The sequence below is a fragment of the Flaviramulus sp. BrNp1-15 genome, assembly GCF_022259695.1.
Taxonomy (GTDB): Bacteria; Bacteroidota; Bacteroidia; order Flavobacteriales; family Flavobacteriaceae; genus BrNp1-15.
The window spans coordinates 3,304,842-3,323,548 of the sequence record NZ_CP092099.1; the positions used below are offsets into that span (position 1 = coordinate 3,304,842).

19 protein-coding genes are annotated in these 18,707 nt (G+C 29.4%); 10 read left to right on the forward strand and 9 right to left on the reverse strand.

What is annotated here, in order from left to right:
• Positions 1–72: 72 nt before the first annotated feature.
• The 6 genes from MBM09_RS14685 (at position 73) to MBM09_RS14710 (ending at position 5,797) form a co-directional block, all read left to right on the forward strand.
• Positions 73–1,632, forward strand: a complete 1,560-nt coding sequence (locus MBM09_RS14685) for an OmpA family protein (RefSeq protein ID WP_238674464.1) — start codon at positions 73–75, stop codon at positions 1,630–1,632.
• A 3-nt stretch (positions 1,633–1,635) separates the two neighbouring features.
• Complete coding sequence (locus tag MBM09_RS14690; protein ID WP_238674465.1) at positions 1,636–2,316, forward strand: hypothetical protein; 681 nt, start codon at positions 1,636–1,638, stop codon at positions 2,314–2,316.
• 127 nt (positions 2,317–2,443) lie between these two features.
• On the forward strand, positions 2,444–3,493 hold the full coding sequence (locus MBM09_RS14695) for a nucleoid-associated protein (protein WP_238674466.1): 1,050 nt from the start codon (positions 2,444–2,446) through the stop codon (positions 3,491–3,493).
• A 76-nt stretch (positions 3,494–3,569) separates the two neighbouring features.
• The gene (gene ppk2 / locus MBM09_RS14700) at positions 3,570–4,349 is read left to right on the forward strand and encodes a polyphosphate kinase 2 (protein WP_238674467.1); all 780 of its coding nucleotides are present in this window, start codon (positions 3,570–3,572) and stop codon (positions 4,347–4,349) included.
• A 155-nt stretch (positions 4,350–4,504) separates the two neighbouring features.
• Positions 4,505–5,368, forward strand: a complete 864-nt coding sequence (locus MBM09_RS14705) for an MBL fold metallo-hydrolase (protein ID WP_256444208.1) — start codon at positions 4,505–4,507, stop codon at positions 5,366–5,368.
• Between the two features lie 36 nt (positions 5,369–5,404).
• Complete coding sequence (locus MBM09_RS14710) at positions 5,405–5,797, forward strand: putative quinol monooxygenase (RefSeq protein ID WP_238674468.1); 393 nt, start codon at positions 5,405–5,407, stop codon at positions 5,795–5,797.
• Between the two features lie 145 nt (positions 5,798–5,942).
• Here MBM09_RS14710 and lipB read toward each other — a convergent pair whose 3' ends face one another.
• The 3 genes from lipB to MBM09_RS14725 form a co-directional block, all read right to left on the reverse strand.
• Positions 5,943–6,641, reverse strand: a complete 699-nt coding sequence (gene lipB / locus MBM09_RS14715; protein WP_238674469.1) for a lipoyl(octanoyl) transferase LipB — start codon at positions 6,639–6,641, stop codon at positions 5,943–5,945.
• 29 nt (positions 6,642–6,670) lie between these two features.
• Complete coding sequence (locus MBM09_RS14720; RefSeq protein ID WP_147769937.1) at positions 6,671–6,829, reverse strand: YqaE/Pmp3 family membrane protein; 159 nt, start codon at positions 6,827–6,829, stop codon at positions 6,671–6,673.
• Positions 6,830–6,924: 95 nt separating this feature from the next.
• On the reverse strand, positions 6,925–7,788 hold the full coding sequence (locus tag MBM09_RS14725) for a hypothetical protein (RefSeq protein ID WP_238674470.1): 864 nt from the start codon (positions 7,786–7,788) through the stop codon (positions 6,925–6,927).
• Between the two features lie 245 nt (positions 7,789–8,033).
• Here MBM09_RS14725 and lysS point away from each other — a divergent pair, with 245 nt between their 5' ends.
• Together lysS and MBM09_RS14735 are read left to right on the forward strand one after the other, a co-directional pair.
• Positions 8,034–9,725 (forward strand): lysine--tRNA ligase, encoded by a 1,692-nt coding sequence (gene lysS / locus MBM09_RS14730; protein WP_238674471.1) that lies wholly within the window; start codon positions 8,034–8,036, stop codon positions 9,723–9,725.
• Positions 9,726–9,844: 119 nt separating this feature from the next.
• Positions 9,845–11,899 carry an ATP-binding protein gene (locus tag MBM09_RS14735; protein ID WP_238674472.1) on the forward strand — a complete coding sequence of 685 codons (2,055 nt, stop codon included), beginning with the start codon at positions 9,845–9,847 and terminating at the stop codon, positions 11,897–11,899.
• 15 nt (positions 11,900–11,914) lie between these two features.
• Here the strand turns inward: MBM09_RS14735 and MBM09_RS14740 are convergent, their stop codons facing one another.
• The 6 genes from MBM09_RS14740 to yiaA all read right to left on the reverse strand — a co-directional run bounded on the left by MBM09_RS14740 (position 11,915) and on the right by yiaA (position 15,694).
• A complete protein-coding gene (locus MBM09_RS14740; protein ID WP_238674473.1) occupies positions 11,915–12,478 on the reverse strand; it encodes a GDYXXLXY domain-containing protein in 564 nt (187 codons plus the stop codon).
• Between the two features lie 6 nt (positions 12,479–12,484).
• Positions 12,485–12,649, reverse strand: coding sequence for a DUF2459 domain-containing protein (locus MBM09_RS15945; RefSeq protein ID WP_370569699.1), 165 nt, complete (start codon positions 12,647–12,649; stop codon positions 12,485–12,487).
• Complete coding sequence (locus tag MBM09_RS14745; RefSeq protein WP_238674474.1) at positions 12,579–13,133, reverse strand: DUF2459 domain-containing protein; 555 nt, start codon at positions 13,131–13,133, stop codon at positions 12,579–12,581. The genes MBM09_RS15945 and MBM09_RS14745 overlap by 71 nt, the downstream gene beginning before the upstream one ends.
• Positions 13,133–14,410, reverse strand: a complete 1,278-nt coding sequence (locus MBM09_RS14750; protein WP_238674475.1) for a DUF2157 domain-containing protein — start codon at positions 14,408–14,410, stop codon at positions 13,133–13,135. The genes MBM09_RS14745 and MBM09_RS14750 overlap by 1 nt, the downstream gene beginning before the upstream one ends.
• A gap of 4 nt (positions 14,411–14,414) precedes the next feature.
• Complete coding sequence (locus MBM09_RS14755; RefSeq protein WP_238674476.1) at positions 14,415–15,101, reverse strand: CPBP family intramembrane glutamic endopeptidase; 687 nt, start codon at positions 15,099–15,101, stop codon at positions 14,415–14,417.
• A gap of 110 nt (positions 15,102–15,211) precedes the next feature.
• The gene (gene yiaA / locus MBM09_RS14760) at positions 15,212–15,694 is read right to left on the reverse strand and encodes an inner membrane protein YiaA (RefSeq protein WP_238674477.1); all 483 of its coding nucleotides are present in this window, start codon (positions 15,692–15,694) and stop codon (positions 15,212–15,214) included.
• Positions 15,695–15,844: 150 nt separating this feature from the next.
• Here yiaA and MBM09_RS14765 point away from each other — a divergent pair, with 150 nt between their 5' ends.
• Together MBM09_RS14765 and MBM09_RS14770 are read left to right on the forward strand one after the other, a co-directional pair.
• Positions 15,845–17,365: a hypothetical protein gene (locus MBM09_RS14765; RefSeq protein ID WP_238674478.1), complete on the forward strand. Its 1,521-nt coding sequence runs from the start codon at positions 15,845–15,847 to the stop codon at positions 17,363–17,365.
• A gap of 24 nt (positions 17,366–17,389) precedes the next feature.
• A complete protein-coding gene (locus MBM09_RS14770) occupies positions 17,390–18,607 on the forward strand; it encodes a hypothetical protein (protein WP_238674479.1) in 1,218 nt (405 codons plus the stop codon).
• Positions 18,608–18,707 lie beyond the last annotated feature (100 nt).

Sequence of the window (18,707 nt, forward strand, 5' to 3'; positions counted from 1 at the left end):
TTTTAACAGAAGCCTTTTGTTTGTAAAAAACTAATCTTTATATTTATCCAGCTATTAATCAAATATTTACAAATGAAATTTCCTAAAAATGCATTAAGCATCCTACTTTTTTGGATGGTTACTTTATTTTTAACATCAACTATTCAAGCACAAACAAAACAAATTAAAAGACCTAAAAATTCAGTTGGAATTTCTAGTGTTGATACTTTTGTAAACGAGTCATTTGATTTATATGACAAAGTATATAAATATGATGGTTATGCCGCAGCAGGCACACCTCTTGAAGATGAAGACATAGATGTTTTAGAAGATGCTTTGGATGACTTATCTGGTTTAAGCGAAAGTGCTCCAGATATTTTAGGCGACTTAGATGGTGCAAGTGTTTTAAAACAAGGGAAAGCTACTTTACAAATTAATCGTGCAAAAAAAGCATTAAACTACAGTATAAAAACTGCTAAAGAATTACTTCTTGGACAACGTGAACGCGAAGAAAAAGATGAAGAGAATGATACTGCATCCAATAAACCATCTAATGATTCAGAAGAATCAGATTCAAATTCAGATTCAAATGAATCAGATACAGAAGCTTCAAACGAACCTGTAAATATTTCAGACAATTTAGAGGTCTATAGTAAATTTGACTTTGTACCAGGTGATAAATTGCTGTTTTTTGATGATTTTTCACAAGATTTTATAGGCGATTTTCCAAGCAAATGGAATACAAATGCTTCTGGTGAAGTGGTTAAAATTGGAGATATTGGTAATTGGTTCGAATTAAAATCTGGTTACGGCGTATATTTTATTCCTAATGTAAAAAATCTTCCAGAAGATTATACCATAGAATTTGACATACTTACCAAAGGTCTTGGTGGTCAAACCTCATCTACAGCTAGGTTTAACGTGATATTGAGTGACAATGATAAATTTGATGAAGGTTCGCAACATTACGCTTATATATCTATTCCTGTTGGTCAATATGGTGCATTTTCATTAAGAGCAAGAAATTTTTTTAATAGAAATACTGGTGATATTAATACAGATATAAAAGCTGATATAAGAAAAGAGGTTTTAAATCAGCCTCATATTTCTATTTCGGTAACCAAAAACAGGTATCGATTATGGATAAATCAAACAAAATATGTAGATATACCAAGATTTATTCAAGAATTAAATGTTTTAAAATATGTTAAATTTCATATCAACAACTTTAAAGATGGTGAAGAGCACTTGTATATTTCAAACTTAAAAGTTACCGAAGGTGGTGTTGACTTAAGACGCAAACTATTATCAGAAGGAAAAGTATCAACCAACGGCATTTTATTTGATTCGGGTTCGGCAAATATTAAACCACAATCCTATGGTATTATTCGTCAAATTTCTCAAGTGCTTATGCAGGATGAAAATATAAAACTAAATATTATTGGTCATACTGATGCAGATGGAACAGACGATGCTAACTTAAAACTATCTAAATCTAGAGCTGATGCTGTAAAGCAAGCTTTAGTAAACATATATAACATATCTGAAAATAGATTAGAAACTGAAGGAAAAGGAGAAAGCAATCCTGTTGCAGATAATACTTCAACCGATGGAAAAGCTAAAAATAGGCGTGTAGAATTCATAAAAATATAAACTATGAAAACAAAAATCATACTTTTAATAAGCATATTTTTCACAAGCTTTTCATCAATAAGTCAAGATGCATGTAAAGGCTATTACCCATTTAAAGAAGGTACTAAGTTTGAAATTACCAATTACAATAAAAAAGGTAAAAAAGAAGGTGTTGTTCATTATGAAGTTACAAGTGTTGACAATAATATTGCTACGATAAAAACAATAATTTATGATGCGAAAGAAAAAGAAATAACCACATCTAGTTATCAAATAAAATGTGAAGGCAATACTATTTCTATTGATTTTAAATCAATGATAAATCCAGATATGTTTAAACAATACAAAGACATGGAAATGGATATAACAGGCACTAATATTGAGCTTCCTAACGATTTACAAGTAGGGCAATCTCTAAAAGATGCCAACATGAATATGGAGATAAATATGGGAGGTATAAAAATGAACATGAGTATTGATATGATTAATAGAAAAGTAGATAATAAAGAATCCATTTCTACACCTGCAGGAACTTTTAATTGTTTTGCTTTAAGCTATGACAATGAGATGAAAATGGGTATGAAAATGCAATACAAAATTAAAGAATGGATTGCAGAAGGTGTTGGAATGGTAAAAAGTGAAAGTTATAATAAAAATGGAAAATTAACAGGTTATTCTGAATTAACAAGTTTCAGCACAAACTAAAAACATAACGATAACCAAGTCGCAAGTCCTCGAATCTTATGGAACGTCAAAGTATAATGCTTTGGCGTTCTTTTTTTATCATTTTTTAAACTTAATTTAATAGTATTGCAATCTTAAATACATTTTCATGATTTCACGCAAAAATGCCTCCATTTCAAAATTTATAATACATAAAGTTGGTAATAAGTTTAATGATACCAAAAATGCTTTTTCAGAAAAACTAGTAGATTTTGACGAAGCCAGTTACGATTTAATGTTACCTTTTTTGTTAAGACCTTTTGGTAGTGTTGTACAAAGCTATCGTTTTAATCATCATGCTAATATTTCTTTAAATGAAATAAATAGTTATTCCAGTCAACTTTTTAATGATGAAGATGGCTTTATAGAAATATCTAAACATATAGTTACACATTTATACGAACAATCTAATTCAGCAAATATAAAAACAGGTGATGTATTAGTGGTTATGTTTGAAGGTATTGAATTTAGAGATATGACAACTAATGCAATCGGTATTTTTAAAATTGAAAATAAAGTAAATTTCTTTCAAACCTATTTAGAAAACAACAATTACGATGTGTTAGTACAAAAAGGTATTAACTCTAAAAAAGTAGATAAAGGCTGCTTAATTTTAAACCAAAGTGATGGTGAAGGCAATATTATTTTAAGTGTAGACAATAATAACTACGATGCACAATATTGGATTAATCATTTTTTAAATATTAAATATGCCGATGATGCCAACAACCACACACAGCAGTACATAGAACTTTGTAAAGACTTTTCTACCGAAGTTTTAAAAACCAGTTACGGTGCACAAGAGCAAAATACCTTTTTAGCAAAAACTATAGACTTTTTTAAGGAAAATGAAGTTGTAAATGTTGAGCGTTTTAAGGAAGAACTTTTTGAAGACGAGAAACAAATTAGAGAGTTTGAAAATTACAAAAAGGAATTTGAAGGTGAACAGAATTTAGTGCTTAGAAATCAGTTTGATGTTGCAGAAGCTGTTGTAAACAAGGAAAAGAAAAAAATTAAAACCGATATAAAACTAGACACCAACATACAAATAAAACTAGATATTGATGCTCCTGATGCATCTGCAGAATATTTAGAACGTGGTTATGATGATGAAAAGAAAATGCATTATTACAAAGTATTTTTTAATGCTGAGAATTAATTAAACCTTGTAATAAAACGCTGGTTTTTTTATTATTTTCATTAAATTGTGAACTCTAGAAAACAAGAAATAAAGTATGTCAAAAGACAACGGATTTAACTACGACGCAGAATTAGCAAAACTTCACACAGAGTTAGTTCACTTACAAGAATGGGTAAAGAAACAAGGTTTAAAAGTGGTTATTGTTTTTGAGGGGCGAGATGCCTCTGGAAAAGGCGGAACAATTAAACGCTTCACAGAACCTTTAAACCCAAGAGTATGTAAAGTTGTAGCATTAGGTGTTCCTACTGAAAAAGAAAAAACACAATGGTATTTTCAACGTTATGTGCATCACTTACCTGCTGCCGGCGAAATTGTACTTTTTGATAGAAGTTGGTATAACAGAGCTGGAGTAGAAAAAGTAATGGGCTTTTGTACCGATGATGAGTATAATGAATTTTTACGCTCATGTCCAGAATTTGAGCGTATGTTAGTTAGATCTGGAATTATTGTTTTAAAATACTGGTTTTCGGTAAGTGATGAAGAACAAGAAAAGCGTTTTAAAAACCGTATAAGCAATCCTTTAAAACGTTGGAAATTTAGCCCAATGGACTTAGAATCGCGGTCAAGGTGGTTAGAATACTCTAAAGCCAAAGACAATATGTTTGCTCATACCGACACCAAACAAGTGCCTTGGTATGTGGTAAACTCTGATAATAAAAAAAGAGCGCGTTTAAATTGTATAAGCCATGTTTTAAGCAAAATTCCATATGAAAAAATGGATATAAAGCCTGTTGAACTTCCGGAGTTGCCAGACTATAAAGGCTATGTACGCCCGCCAATGAATTACCAAACTTTTGTCCCTGAGAAGTATTGAATTAACTTGACTTTGTAAAAAATTTCGTCTAACTTCGTTTAACGATTGATATAAGTCATTAAAGAACGACGTCATATCATCGCATTGGCTGCAAGCTGAAAAAAATGAAATATACGATGAAAAAAATCTCTTTAATAACTGTACTGATAGTATTAATGTTTTCTTGTAAATCCGAGAAAAACAAAAAAACTGATGAAACTAAAGCCAGTACAGAGAAAAAATACCAAGCGAAAGCGCCACCTACTCAACCTTTTGGAAAGGAAGCATTTGGCGAATCCGACAAGACAACCTTAAGATGGCTCGGAATGGGAGGCTTCTTCATTAATAGTCACGGAACAACATTAATGATTGACCCTCTTTTGGGGGACTTCGATATGCCCGTTATGATAGATTTTCCTATCAAAGCCGAAAATGTTCCCAATCTTGATGCTATATTAGTTACGCATAGTGATAATGACCACTATAGCATTCCCACTAATCGAAAGCTAAAGAAAGTAACCAATGAATTTCACTCTACAATTTATGTAGATTCACTTATGAAAAATGAAGGGTTTAATTCAATTGGACACACTATTGGAGAATCTTTTACAATTGGAGATATCAAGGTTAAGGTACTTCCAGTTGACCATTCTTGGCAAAATGCTTATCCCGGAACGAGCGATAGAATTTTTAAAGATGAAGATTCCTGCGGATTTTGGATTGAGACTTCAGATGGAACAATCTGGGCGACTGGAGATTCTCGATTGATGCCAGAACAATTAAAGATGCAAGAACCTGATGCTATCTTATTCGATTGGTCGGACAGCGAATGGCATTTCACATTAGAAGGAGCAGTAAAATTAGCAAATACTTATCCTAATTCTAAACTTTTGCTAAATCATTGGGGTTCTGTAGATGCACCTGACTTTCCGCCATTTAATGCAGACCCAGAGGTTTTAAAAAAATTAGTGGTCAATCCAGAACGCATTGTTCTTTTAGCACCAGGAGAACCTTTCATACTTGAAAAATTAAAGAAATAATTTATTATGCGTTCTTATAAAAAAATTTGGATTTTAATGTCAATTTTTCTGCTCAATTCGTGTGATAGCGAAAAGAATTCACAAACTTCTCACAATTCAGACAAAATGATGATTAGAATATCAGAAATCGAAATATTACCAGAATATGTCGATGAGTATTTATCAATATTAAAAGAAGAATCAAAAGCTTCGGTAGAATTAGAAGATGGCGTTATTTCAATTTACCCAATGTACCATAAAGAAAACCCAACGGAAATTAGAATTTTGGAAATTTACGCAGATAAAAAGGCATACGAATCACATTTAGAAACACCACATTTCAAACATTACAAAACGACAACCTTAAAAATGGTAAAATCATTGAAATTAGTTGATATGAATGCAATCGACGTAGAAACTATGCCAATGATTTTTAAGAAAATAAATTGAAAAAAGCCAGCAGCCAACAATGGCTATAAGTAATTGCTAGTTCTCGCCTACTTCTGAAAATCCTCGCGGATTTTCAGTTTGGTGTGTACTTGCAAAGTTAAGTGCTATACAACGCAACTACTCATAGCCGAGACGTTAAACGAACCTAAAAAATCTCAGCCTCAAAAAGATTAGAAAAATGCTTCAGTAATTTTTCTTTTACTTCAGCTTCATCAACAGTTTTTTGTGCCAATTCTACATTTAAAGAGGTTACAGCTTTACCACGAATACCACAGGGAATAATATTATCAAAATAACCCAAATTGGCATTTACATTTAATGCAAAACCATGCATAGTTACCCAACGGCTTGCACGCACACCCATAGCGCAAATTTTACGCGCAAATGGTGTACCAACATCTAACCAAACTCCTGTTTCTCCTGGGCTTCTTTCGGCTTTTAAGCCATATTCTGCAAGTGTTAGGATAATCATTTCTTCTAATAAACGCAGATATTTATGTATATCGGTAAAAAAGTTTTCTAAATCTAGAATAGGATAACCTACAATTTGCCCAGGGCCGTGATATGTAATATCTCCACCTCGGTTTATTTTATAAAAAGTCGCTCCTTTTTCAGTTAGTTGTTCTTCATTTAAAAGCAAATTAGATAAATCGCCACTTTTGCCTAAAGTATACACGTGCGGATGCTCTACAAACAAGAAATAATTTTTGGTTTTTAAACCTGCTTCTTCTCGCCTGTTCTTAATTTTAGTATCTACAATACCCTTAAATAATTCTTCTTGGTAATCCCAAGTTTGTTTATAGTCTTTTAAACCTAAATCTTGCAGTTGTATTGCTTTATTCATAGTCTGCAAAATTACGATATTTTTATGTTTTATCTATCTGGGTTATTAAGTATAACTAATGCTGCAATAACTCCGGGTACCCAGCCACAAAGCCATAATAAAAAGACAATAAAAATGGAGCCACAACCTTTATCTAAAACTGCTAAAGGTGGACATATAATTGAAAGTAAAACTCTCCAGAAACTCATGCTTTGATTTATTTTAATTGATGATTAACTGTTTGACGCCATAACACTAAGAATGTTACAGCGTCAAACAAATTCTAATCTGGAAATTAATTCTATTATTCACATAAACTCTCAAGAGCATCTTCTATATCTCCCGGTGTGCTCATTATCTTCATAAAGGTGCCCATTGTTAAATTTGGCCAATGCAGTGCTATTCTATATTTACCATGTAACATAGTTGCTTGGTTTCCTTGCAAAATAATTTCATAAGGTAAAGCAGCAACATGATCTTCTCCTATTTTTGGTAAAAAGTGTGGTTCACCCTCTTCTTTATTAAGTAAACCAACCCCAAATACCGCAACTTTTTCGTTTTTATAAACTATTCTATACACCTTAACAGTATTTCCTTTTTTAGCTTCTAGGTTTTTGGTAATAGTTTCTATACCTTCTTCAAACGATTCAAATTCTTTTAACTCAACAGGATCTGTAAAATAAGGCATCATTATTTTATAATGATATTTAGCCAGTTTATCTGCTTTTACAGTTCCACCAAAAGGTATAAACTCATTACCCAAAGGTGCGAAAGTTGTTTTTAAATCTGCGCTAAACTTTTCAAATACACTTTTATATGTATTATAATTTATAGGTAAATATGCTCTTAGTATATAATCTGGATTAGTATAAGATATAGTAATTTTTCCATTTTTTTGAACTAAACCAATCTTCATAGCTGCCGCCAAAGCGCCTCTATCTTTTACTTTAACTACTGTGTTTTTTAAATCGGTTCTTGTAAATGCTACAACTGTTAATGAACTTTTATTAGAAGGATTATAAGCTCCTAATACTGTAAATGAATTATCTTTTAATGTTTGAATGACTTCTTTAGTAACTTCTTGAATAGATTTTGTCGATTCGCCAACCCTAATATATGGAGATAAATCCTGTCCTGCTGTATTAAAATTAACTAATATTAGTGCCATTGCACTGAGAATAAAATGTTTCATATTGCTATTGGTATTAAGGATTACTATAAGTCATTAAAATCAAAAGAAAATTTTAGACTTATTTTTTTAAATTGAATAAAATAAAGGATAAATTTCCTTTTTTTCTATGATTAAAATCATACCATAGAATAGTATTATATGGTAATTAACAAGAATATTTCAAAAGAAGCTTTTCAGTTTTTTCAAATAGTTTAATTTTGCAGTTCTAAAAAAAAATATTCATGCAGCTTTCTGAACAAGAAATAGTAAGAAGAGAAAAATTAGCAAAACTACGTGATTTGGGTATTAATCCATATCCAGCAGATTTATATCCAGTTAAAGACACATCTAAATCCATAAAACAGGATTTTAACGAAGGTAATAAAGTGATTATTGCCGGTCGTTTAATGTCTAGACGAATTCAAGGAAATGCAAGTTTTGCAGAATTACAAGATGCCGAAGGACGCATACAAGTTTACTTTAATAGAGACGAAATTTGTGCTGGTGATGATAAAAGCAAATACAACGAAGTTTATAAAAAATTACTGGACATAGGTGATTTTATTGGTGTTGAAGGCACTTTATTTACCACTAAAGTTGGTGAAAAAAGTGTTAGAGTAAAAGATTTCACCCTACTTAGTAAAGCTTTAAAACCTTTGCCTTTACCAAGAACAGATGCTGAAGGTAATGTACATGATGCTTTTACAGATCCAGAGCAACGATACAGACAGCGTTATGCAGATTTAGTTGTAAACCCACATGTAAAAGAAGTGTTCGTTAAACGAACTAAGTTGTTTAATGCAATGCGTTCGTTTTTTAATAACGCTGGATATTTTGAGGTTGAAACACCAGTTTTACAACCTATTCCTGGTGGTGCTGCAGCACGCCCATTCATTACGCATCACAATGCTTTAGATATTCCGTTGTATATGAGAATTGCCAATGAGTTATATTTAAAACGATTAATTGTTGGTGGTTTTGATGGTGTTTATGAGTTTTCTAAAAACTTTAGAAATGAAGGCATGGATAGAACTCATAATCCAGAATTTACAGCTATGGAAATTTATGTAGCTTACAAAGATTACAACTGGATGATGTCTTTTTGTGAAAGCTTACTTGAACATTGTGCCATTGCTGTAAACGGAACAACCAAAGCTAAGTTTGGAGATCACGACATAGATTTTAAAGCGCCTTATGCTAGAGTAACAATGGCAGATTCTATAAAACATTTTACTGGTTTTGATATTACTGGAAAAACTGAAGATGAAATAAGACAAGCCGCAAAAGATTTAGGGGTTGAAGTGGATGACACCATGGGGAAAGGCAAACTTATTGATGAGATTTTTGGCGAAAAATGTGAAGGCAACTATATACAACCTACTTTTATAACAGATTACCCAAAAGAGATGAGTCCGTTATGTAAAGAGCATCGCGATAATCCAGAATTAACAGAACGTTTTGAACTTATGGTTTGTGGTAAAGAAATTGCAAATGCCTATTCTGAGCTTAACGACCCAATTGATCAACGCGAACGTTTTGAGCATCAATTAAAACTAGCTGCCAAAGGTGATGATGAAGCTACCGAATTTATAGACTATGACTTTTTACGTGCTTTAGAGTATGGTATGCCTCCAACATCTGGTATGGGAATTGGTATGGATAGATTGATTATGTTTTTAACTAATAACCAAAGTATACAAGAGGTTTTATTCTTTCCACAAATGCGACCAGAAAAAAAGCCCTTAGCTATAAGTGATGATGCCAAAGCAGTATTTGAAATACTTAAAAAAGCTGAAAAATTAGAGTTAGTTAATTTGAAATCACAATCAGGTTTATCAAATAAAAAATGGGATAAAACCATAAAAGAATTGACTAAAAACAATCTTGCTAAAGTTGAAAAAACAGATGATGGTTTATTTGTCAATCTTTTTTAAAATGAAATTAAAATATTAACATAAAATCATTCTTAACTACATCAACCTTATAATCATGATTTTATAATTAAAAAAATGGGTTAGAAACTGCTCTCACATTAGCCCCAAACTAATATGCAATGTTTAACAACCACAGTAAAAAAATTGTTTTACTTCCTGTAACCTCTTTTATAGTTACGGTTCTAATAGTTTTTACTATTTGGCTCATAGCTTTAAACACATACTATAAATTGCTTGAAGAAGATACTCATCAAGCAGGGAATCTTATTTCTAAAGAGTTTAAAAATATAATTAAAGCAGATATTGCTCGATTACAAAATCTAAAAAATAGAATTGAGTTCACAGACGGAGCATACTTAGAACATTGGGAAAAAGACGCTAGTATGCTAATAGAGCAAAATCAATCTTTTAAATTTTTAGAATGGATTGATAGCACAATGATTATAAGAAAAATAACGCCTTTAAGAGGTAATGAAAACGCTGTAAATTTAGACATATCTAAGGTTGAATATCGTAAAGAAGAATGGATAAACCATAGCAAAGACAGCACACTAAATGTTACACCATGGGCTAAATTAACTCAAGGTGGCTATGCTTTTTTAGTAGATATTCCTGTTTACTTCCAAAACAATTTTCAAGGTACTATTACCGGTGGAATGGATTTTAAAAACAATTTCAACAAGTTTGCATCCAGTTTAGAAAATCAATACTCAATAGAACTTTGGGATCACAACAATACTCTTTTTTACGATTTAAATAAAAACATAAAATTAAAAGCTAAACGTGATTATATTTTTAAAGATAGTATTTTAGTAGATGCTCTAGATAATCAAAAATGGCAGTTAAATGTTTCTGCTAGTAACAAATTACTTTTATCTCAAGGTAGAACTATTTCCAACATTGCACTTATTGTAGGATTGGTTTTATGTTTTTTAACCAGTTTGTTAATTTACTTTTATTTAAGAGCAAAACAAGGAACCTATTTTGCATTAGAATCAAACTTTAAGCTTTTAAAAACCAATGAAAAATTAAATAAAGAACGAAATAAAGCTGAAAAGGCATCGTCTGCTAAAACAGAATTCCTATCGAATATGAGTCATGAAATAAGAACACCTCTTCATGCTATATTAGGATTTATTGAACTTTTAAAAAGCAGCAAGCTCAATAAAACGGATAAAGAATATCTAGACTTAATGGGCAAATCGTCAAGTAACTTACTAGGCATAGTTAACGATATTTTAGATATTGAAAAAATTGAATCTGGAAAAATTGAACTAACCGAAGTACATTTCAATCCTTTTGAAAAAATAAAGGAATTGATAGAAATAAATCAATTTATATTTATAAAAAAGAACCTGTTTCTAAAAGGAAAATTTAATAACACACATAGCAAAAATGTTATTGGTGATGAAAGCAAATTAATGCAGGTTGTAAATAATATTGTTAAAAATGGGCTAAAATTCACTAATTCTGGTGGTGTAACATTAACATATAATGAAGAAATTATAAATGAAGATCAATTAAAAATAACTATTTCAATTAAAGACACAGGAATAGGCATTCCTAAAGATAGAATAAACAACATTTTTGAAAGATTCACACAAGTTGAAAACAGTATTAAAAAACAATATGAAGGTAGTGGGCTTGGGTTAACAATTAGCAAGATATTTATTAATATGATGGGTGGCGAAATTTCTGTTAAAAGCTCTCCCAATAAAGGTACTAAGTTTGAATTTCATGTATTATTTCCACTTGATAAAGAGCAAAAAACAGAAATTACTATTAGTAACAAAAAGAATATAAATTTTTCTGATCTTAATGTTTTAGTTGTTGATGACAATAATCTAAATATTATTGTTCTTAAAAAATTCCTCGAAGATATTGGGATTACACCTGATACGGCATTAAATGGGAAAATTGCTTTAGAAAAGTTTAAAGAAAAAACATATCAGCTTATTTTTATGGATATTCATATGCCAGAAATGGATGGTTGGGAAACTACTACAGAAATTAGAAAAATTAATAATGAAGTTATAATTTTTGGTCTTTCAGCAAATGTTACAACAGAAGCTATAGACAAAGCTCTTGAAAGTGGCATGAATAATTACCTCTCTAAACCCTTTAAAAAAGAGCATCTTTATAAATTGTTACATTTTCATTTTAGCAATAGTTAGTTTATAGAAATATTTTTAATTTTCCTTTTCCACATAATCCTTAATAGATATTTCATTAATAATTACATCATTTAATACCGCTTTTCCATCTTTTATATATACTAAAGCATAGGTATTATTAGGAATAGTATCTCGCTGTGAATTTCTTACTGCAACCTCAGCATCATATGCTTTGGTTTCTTCCATATAATAACGATTAAAAGGTAAATTAAAATTTAATGTGTGTTCTCGTTTATTATACCAACTAACTTCTGCAACAATAAAGTCTTTTTCTAAGTTTAAAGGCAATTTACTCACCTTATTAACTTTTGCAAAACCTAAACTATCTGTATCAAGATAAACATAAACTTCATCTTGTCTTTCCCATAGTGTATCTGAAGTAGCAAAAGACCTTACATCATAATTTAAGTTAATATATTTTCCTCTAAACGGATCGTTAGGATCTACAGGTTGTGTTTTAAATTTATAAACAGTACCTTTTTCTATAATAGCTTCTCGATTAAAAATCATTTGTGCCGGTATAAACAATTGCGCTATTGCCACAACTATAAATAGTATTAATATATGTATCGTTTTCATTTTTTTTTAATCATTATATTTATTAATAATCCCAAAATCAAAAGGTGTCCAGTAACAACTTTTTAAATCACTCATTTTAAGTGCTGAGTTCACCCAAGAGTTACAAGTTTTTAAGCATGAATAACTTTCCTTTTGCTTTATAAAAAGCATCATTAAAAGAATATCCCACATTTTCTAAAATTATTTTGTCCCCGTTTATATTGAGTTCAAAAGAATTTAAAATATACTCATTAAGCTTTGACAACTGTTTTTCATTTACATGAACAATTGTCCATTCTGATTTTTTATTCGAATATTTTGTTAAGTGAATTAATGTACTACTATTTAAAAACAATGCACTAAAAGCATTTTTAAAAGTTAAATCATTCCATGTAGGTGTATTTAAATAAAAATTCTCATCTCCCCAGCCAAAAGACAAGTATTTTTCACCTTTCATTTTAAGTCCTTTTATTAGTCTATCATCAATTTCTGAGACTGGAATTATAATATCTAAATGAACTCCATTAGTATTTAGATATACCATCTTATTTTTACTCAAGTTTACATTATTTTCATTTACAGTAATTGATGTTAATAATAAAGAAACTAAAAGATAAACGACGGGAAAAACTAATATCCCTAAAAGCAATTTTAATATTATCTTTAACCACTTCATTATTCAATTTTTCCTTTTTGTTTTTTTAGCATCATATAATTAGTTAAAAAGAAACCAACACCAACGCTTACAAACAATAATCCTCTAAGTACAAAACTCATATTCGTATCAAAAAAACGACAAACTATAAGCGCTGTTATAATTAATAAACCATAATTTAAAATACCAAAATGAAATTTATCTGCTCCTATTTTTATAGCCATAACTCCCAAAATAAGTGTTAGCAAATTAATTAGTATTATTGAAATGATGCTACCTGATACTCCTAAGAAAAAGATGATTGTAAACATTACAAATACATATTGAAATAAATTAAAATTTTGAATCCTTTTTTTTGAATAGGAAAAAATCAATACGCCTAATGTTACTAATAAAAGTACTACTGATACATAAAACTCTTGGGAATTAATTATAATTTCATGCCTTAAAATATCTTTCCATAACCATTCAAAACTTGTTAACAGCAACATATATATGGTTCCTAAAGAGCCTAAAATTAAATAGCCATTTCGTCTTAATTTTTGATTATCGAAAAATGGAATTTTTCCAATATTATATAACAGCCCGAATAAAATAACATACATTAAAAACCCTAATTCTTCACTTTTTTTCACGAAAGTTCCCAACACGATAACAGCACTTAACGGTATAAGCCAATTAAAAATTGAAGTGATGTTATGTATCTTTTTATTCTTAAGTAATTGGTAGTAATAAGGCATCATTACAGCCAATAACACTAAATACATCCAAGGTGTATTATTTCCATTAAAATACCCAAATGAACATGCATAACTTGTAACAAAAACAATATGTAAAATTGCAAGCGCATTAGATTTTAAAAGATAAATAAGTGGGGCGCAAAGTAAAACCCATGTTAGCATATAACTACTAAAATTTCCGGGGATATTATAAATCTGACTTACTAAAGCTATACTTGAACCAACTGCAAAAAATAAAAACACACCTGATGCTTCTCGCCATGTTATATTTTTTTTCTTTATAATAGTATAACCAACTATTAATTGACCAATAATTAATGGTGTAAATGCAAAAACTGTTTTAATACTTCTGGAAAAACTATCCCAGTTATGTGCTAAAATTAAAATAATACCAAGACCAACTAATGTGGATCCTAATACTGCAAAAACCGTAAATAACCTATTAGGAGTATCGCCTTTTTTAGACTTATAATAATTTTCGATACTTGCAGCAATCTCTTTTGAAATAACCTGCTCTTCTACAAGTTCTTTTATATCATTTTGAATTTTTGAATTCATTTTATCAATTAATAAATTTTAAAAACACTTCTTGAAACGGATCTCGGTTTACAACTGTATAATAAAATATAGCACCTAACCATCCGTGAAAAATACCCATAGCATAAATATTCTTAATTTTTAGATAAACATATCCATAAAACAAGGCTAACAAAAATGTTCCTATCATCAACCATGTTGAAGGGAAATGAACTATAGAAAACAATATCGCTGTTATAAATATAATTGAAAATTTATTCAATCTACTTTTATTAAGATCATTTAAATTCCCAGCTATAAGACCAATGGTTAAAAACTGTTGTATGCTTCCCCAAATAGGATAAGTGATTAAAAGTGGTAAAACATGCCATGTTACATTAATTGTTTTTTGATAATATCCTATAACTATAAATAATATGATTGAAATAATTCCAAATGGTAGCATAAGCTTAAATGCTTTCTTAAAATTATCAGTTCTAAATCCCCAACACTTTAAGACATCCTTTTTTTGTTTGTATCTATAAATCACATAAATACTCCAAGTTGTTATAGCAAATACAACAAAGGGCAACCTCCAATCAAGAAAATCCATAAAAATAAACTTTCCTATTGCGGTAAATACTACTGCTACAATTTCAAGAATTCTTCTTTTATCTGATATCAGTGTTTTTTTAGAAAACTCTAATAGATCTTTTGTTAGGTTTGGTTCCATTTTAAAAGTTTTTAAAACCTCGTAGCTATTAACCACGAGGCTTTGGGTTAACTAACTAACCAATCATCAAAACATGCCTTTGTGTTTTGTTGTTTTGACTACTGTAACTTCTATTTATCTTCATCAATCATGCTATCAATATACTTAACATCTCTTGTGTTTTTTTGTACTGCTATAGCCGCAAATAAACTTAATGTAAAAGACATGCCGTAAAATCCTTTTTCACTTAAAAGTAAATCTGCATTCCAAAGTCCAATAACTAATAATACTATAGATGTTATTGTTGTAAACCAACTAATACTATAATACATATCAGTTACAGGAATATCCTCCATTCTATCTCTTACAGCTTTTTGAACAGAAATAACAGAGAACAGGCCAAAAAGCAAAATGGTAAAATAATAGCCTTTCTCGTTTAGTTGCATCTCTGCATTCCATAAACCAATACAATAAGAAGTCATACCAATTAATAATGCTGACCAAGAAGCTCCTATAAAAGCAGAAGTTGGTTTTTGATCATAAATTTTAATCTCTTTTTTTGTTTCAGCTTTTTTAGATTTTTCATCTAAAGAAACGGTTGTTTCATAATTCATAATTATTGTTTTAATGATTACAAGACAAAACTGTAAAACTTATGGATGATGCAAAACACAATTTTTAATAAAAACTGATGATATATTCTAATAAATTAATTAATTAATACCTATATTTATTACTAATATTTAATTTTTAATGACGATTAAATGAATGATTTAAACTCTATAATTTCAACATTTTCTAGTGATGACCAACAACGTTTTGCTTCTTATTTAGAAAAAAAGAACAAACGGAATGACACAAAAAACATCCAATTATTTAAATTGTTATTGAACAACAATTTAAGTTCAGAAGATATTTGCTATAAAATTTATAAAAATAATAGTAAAGGCGCGTATCATGCTTTAAGAAAACGTTTATACCAATCTATAATTGACTTTATAGCTAATGTGAATTTAGAAGAAGAGAATTCAATTGACATGCAAATAATAAAATATATTATTGTTTCCAGAACATTTCTTCTACACAACAAACCAATAATCGCTTATAAAATTTTGGATAAAGCTGAAGTTTTAGCCTCAGAACATCATTTGTTTTCAATTTTAAACGAAATTTATCATACTAAGATTCAATACGCTTATTTAAATCCTTTAATAAATATTAATGAGCTAATTGACACATTTAAACAAAACCAAAAAAACCACTATTTAGAAGATGAACTTAATATTGTATACGCAAAAATTAAACAAACTCTTAATAATATTGCTTACAAAGGCGAGGTTTTAGATTTTCAATCTATTTTAAACAATACATTAAAAGAGCATAAAATAAGCTTGAGTGAATCAATGTCTTTTAAGTCATTATATCAATTAATGACAATTGTTAGTATTTCAGCATTTATAACTCACGATTATTTAAAAATAGAACCTTTTTTGTTAAACACTTATAATTCAATTAAAACACATAAAACAAAAGAAAAGCAATTGTTTTATCATATTCAAGTTATATATATGATTGCAAATGCCCTATTTAGAAATAAAAAATTTAAAGAGTCTACAAAATACTTACAACAAATGCATGATCTTATGATGCTTAAACGTAAAAAGTATTATAACACCTTTAAACTAAAATACAACTTACTGCTTGGATTAAACTACAACTACTCAAATCATCAAAATAAAGCTATTGAGTTGTTAGAATATTCTATAAAATTGAAACATACAGATATTGAATCTGTTCTTGATATTCACCTCAGCTTAGTTATGTTTTATATTCAAGCTAAAGCATATAAAAAAGCTCAAAGTATATTTTCAAAATTTTATCACACAGACAAATGGTATATAGAGAAGGCCGGAATTGAATGGATTATTAAAAAAAATCTTGCAGACATCATTTTACATATTGAACTCCAAAATATTGATTTTGTAGAATCTAGACTTTTAAGTTTTAAAAGAAATTATTACGACTATTTAAAACAAATAAATCAAGAACGTGTTATAACTTTTCTAGGTTTTGTAGAGCTTTACTACAAGAAACCAGAAATTGTAACCTCTAACACATTTAAAGATAAAGTTGAAGCTTCTTTTAATTGGATTGAATCTCACAAAGAAGATATATTTGTAATGAGTTTTTACAGTTGGTTAAAAAGTAAAATGAATAAGACTGATTTATACGAAACCACTTTAGACATTATAAAACAAGCCAAAAAAGAATTAACAATCACATAATTTATTTATTCCTATTTTTATCTAATGCTAAAAAATGCGCTTTTAGTTTTAGGTTTTGTTTGCAGCACTATTGCAATTGCCCAAAAAAAAGATAGCTTATCAATTAAAAATGGAATTGATAACCCAAGTCTTTTAGCTACTCATCACTTTGGTATTTTTAGCTCTAGAATTAGTACTAATTTTAAACTAATTGCTCCTAAAAAAACAACATTATCAATTAATGCGGTGAGCGGAAATAATTTTCATCCTTTTGTAGAAAGTTACTTTCCAAAAGATCCTCAAGTAAGAGAGGAACTTAGTAAAATCATTTGGTATCAACGTCCTTTTAATTTTGTCGATCAAGAAACAACTCCAGCAGAATACATGAATATTGTTATTGATGCTGTTATTAAAGAGTTTAGATTGGGCATAAATATACCTCTAGCCAAAAAACATGAATTAGGTATTAATTTAAAATCATATCTTATTTCTAAAGGAAAACACCCATTTTCTTTCTTTACAGGTGATGAAAGCGTTGAATGGTTTCACAGCAATGTTGCTGGTGGCGAAGACCCTTATGGTAGAAGATATTATGGGCTAAATCAAGTAAATTTTAAATATCTTGATAGAAACGGAAACACACTAGAATTAAAAAACAATGATTTTTTTATTAGTGGTTTAGAAATAAATCATTTTTACTATCCAACACTTACAATAAATAATACTAGAAATATATTTATCAATTTTGGGAGTCATTTAGGTTTAAACACTTCTAAACATAATTCTTCAATAGATTTAGGTCTTTCTGCAAATGCTATTAAAAAAGTTCCTTTAAAAAATAATTACGAATTCATATTTGCTGCAGGTATGAATGTGTTAAGAAAAAATCTAATCAATTTTAAAGAGGTTATAGATTTAGGAAATAACAAGTATTTGGCTACTATAGAAAGTAATCTTGAAATTACAAAATTCACCAAAAAAAGTAATTTTAATGCTTTTGGTGTTAATTATAAAATACAGTCTCGTTACAATAAAAAAGAAGAAGCTGACTATTACAAGTTAATTGGCAAATGGCAAGAAATAAATGGTGGTTGGCAGCACGGTGTTTCTACTCTTTACAAAGCACTTTCTAACTGGGATTTTATTTACACCTATGGCACACCTAAATTACAATTATCTATATACATAAAAGAAGACTTTTTAGTTAATAATGCTCCAGATTTTCAAACTGGTATTTGTTTAAAAATCCCTGTTTTTAATTAAGAACTTGCAAAATTCTTCTTCTTCCTATTTGTTAACATTGCGTTAAAATAATCACTGTTATTAAACCTTTTTAAAATTAGGTTGTCCTACTTGTAATTAA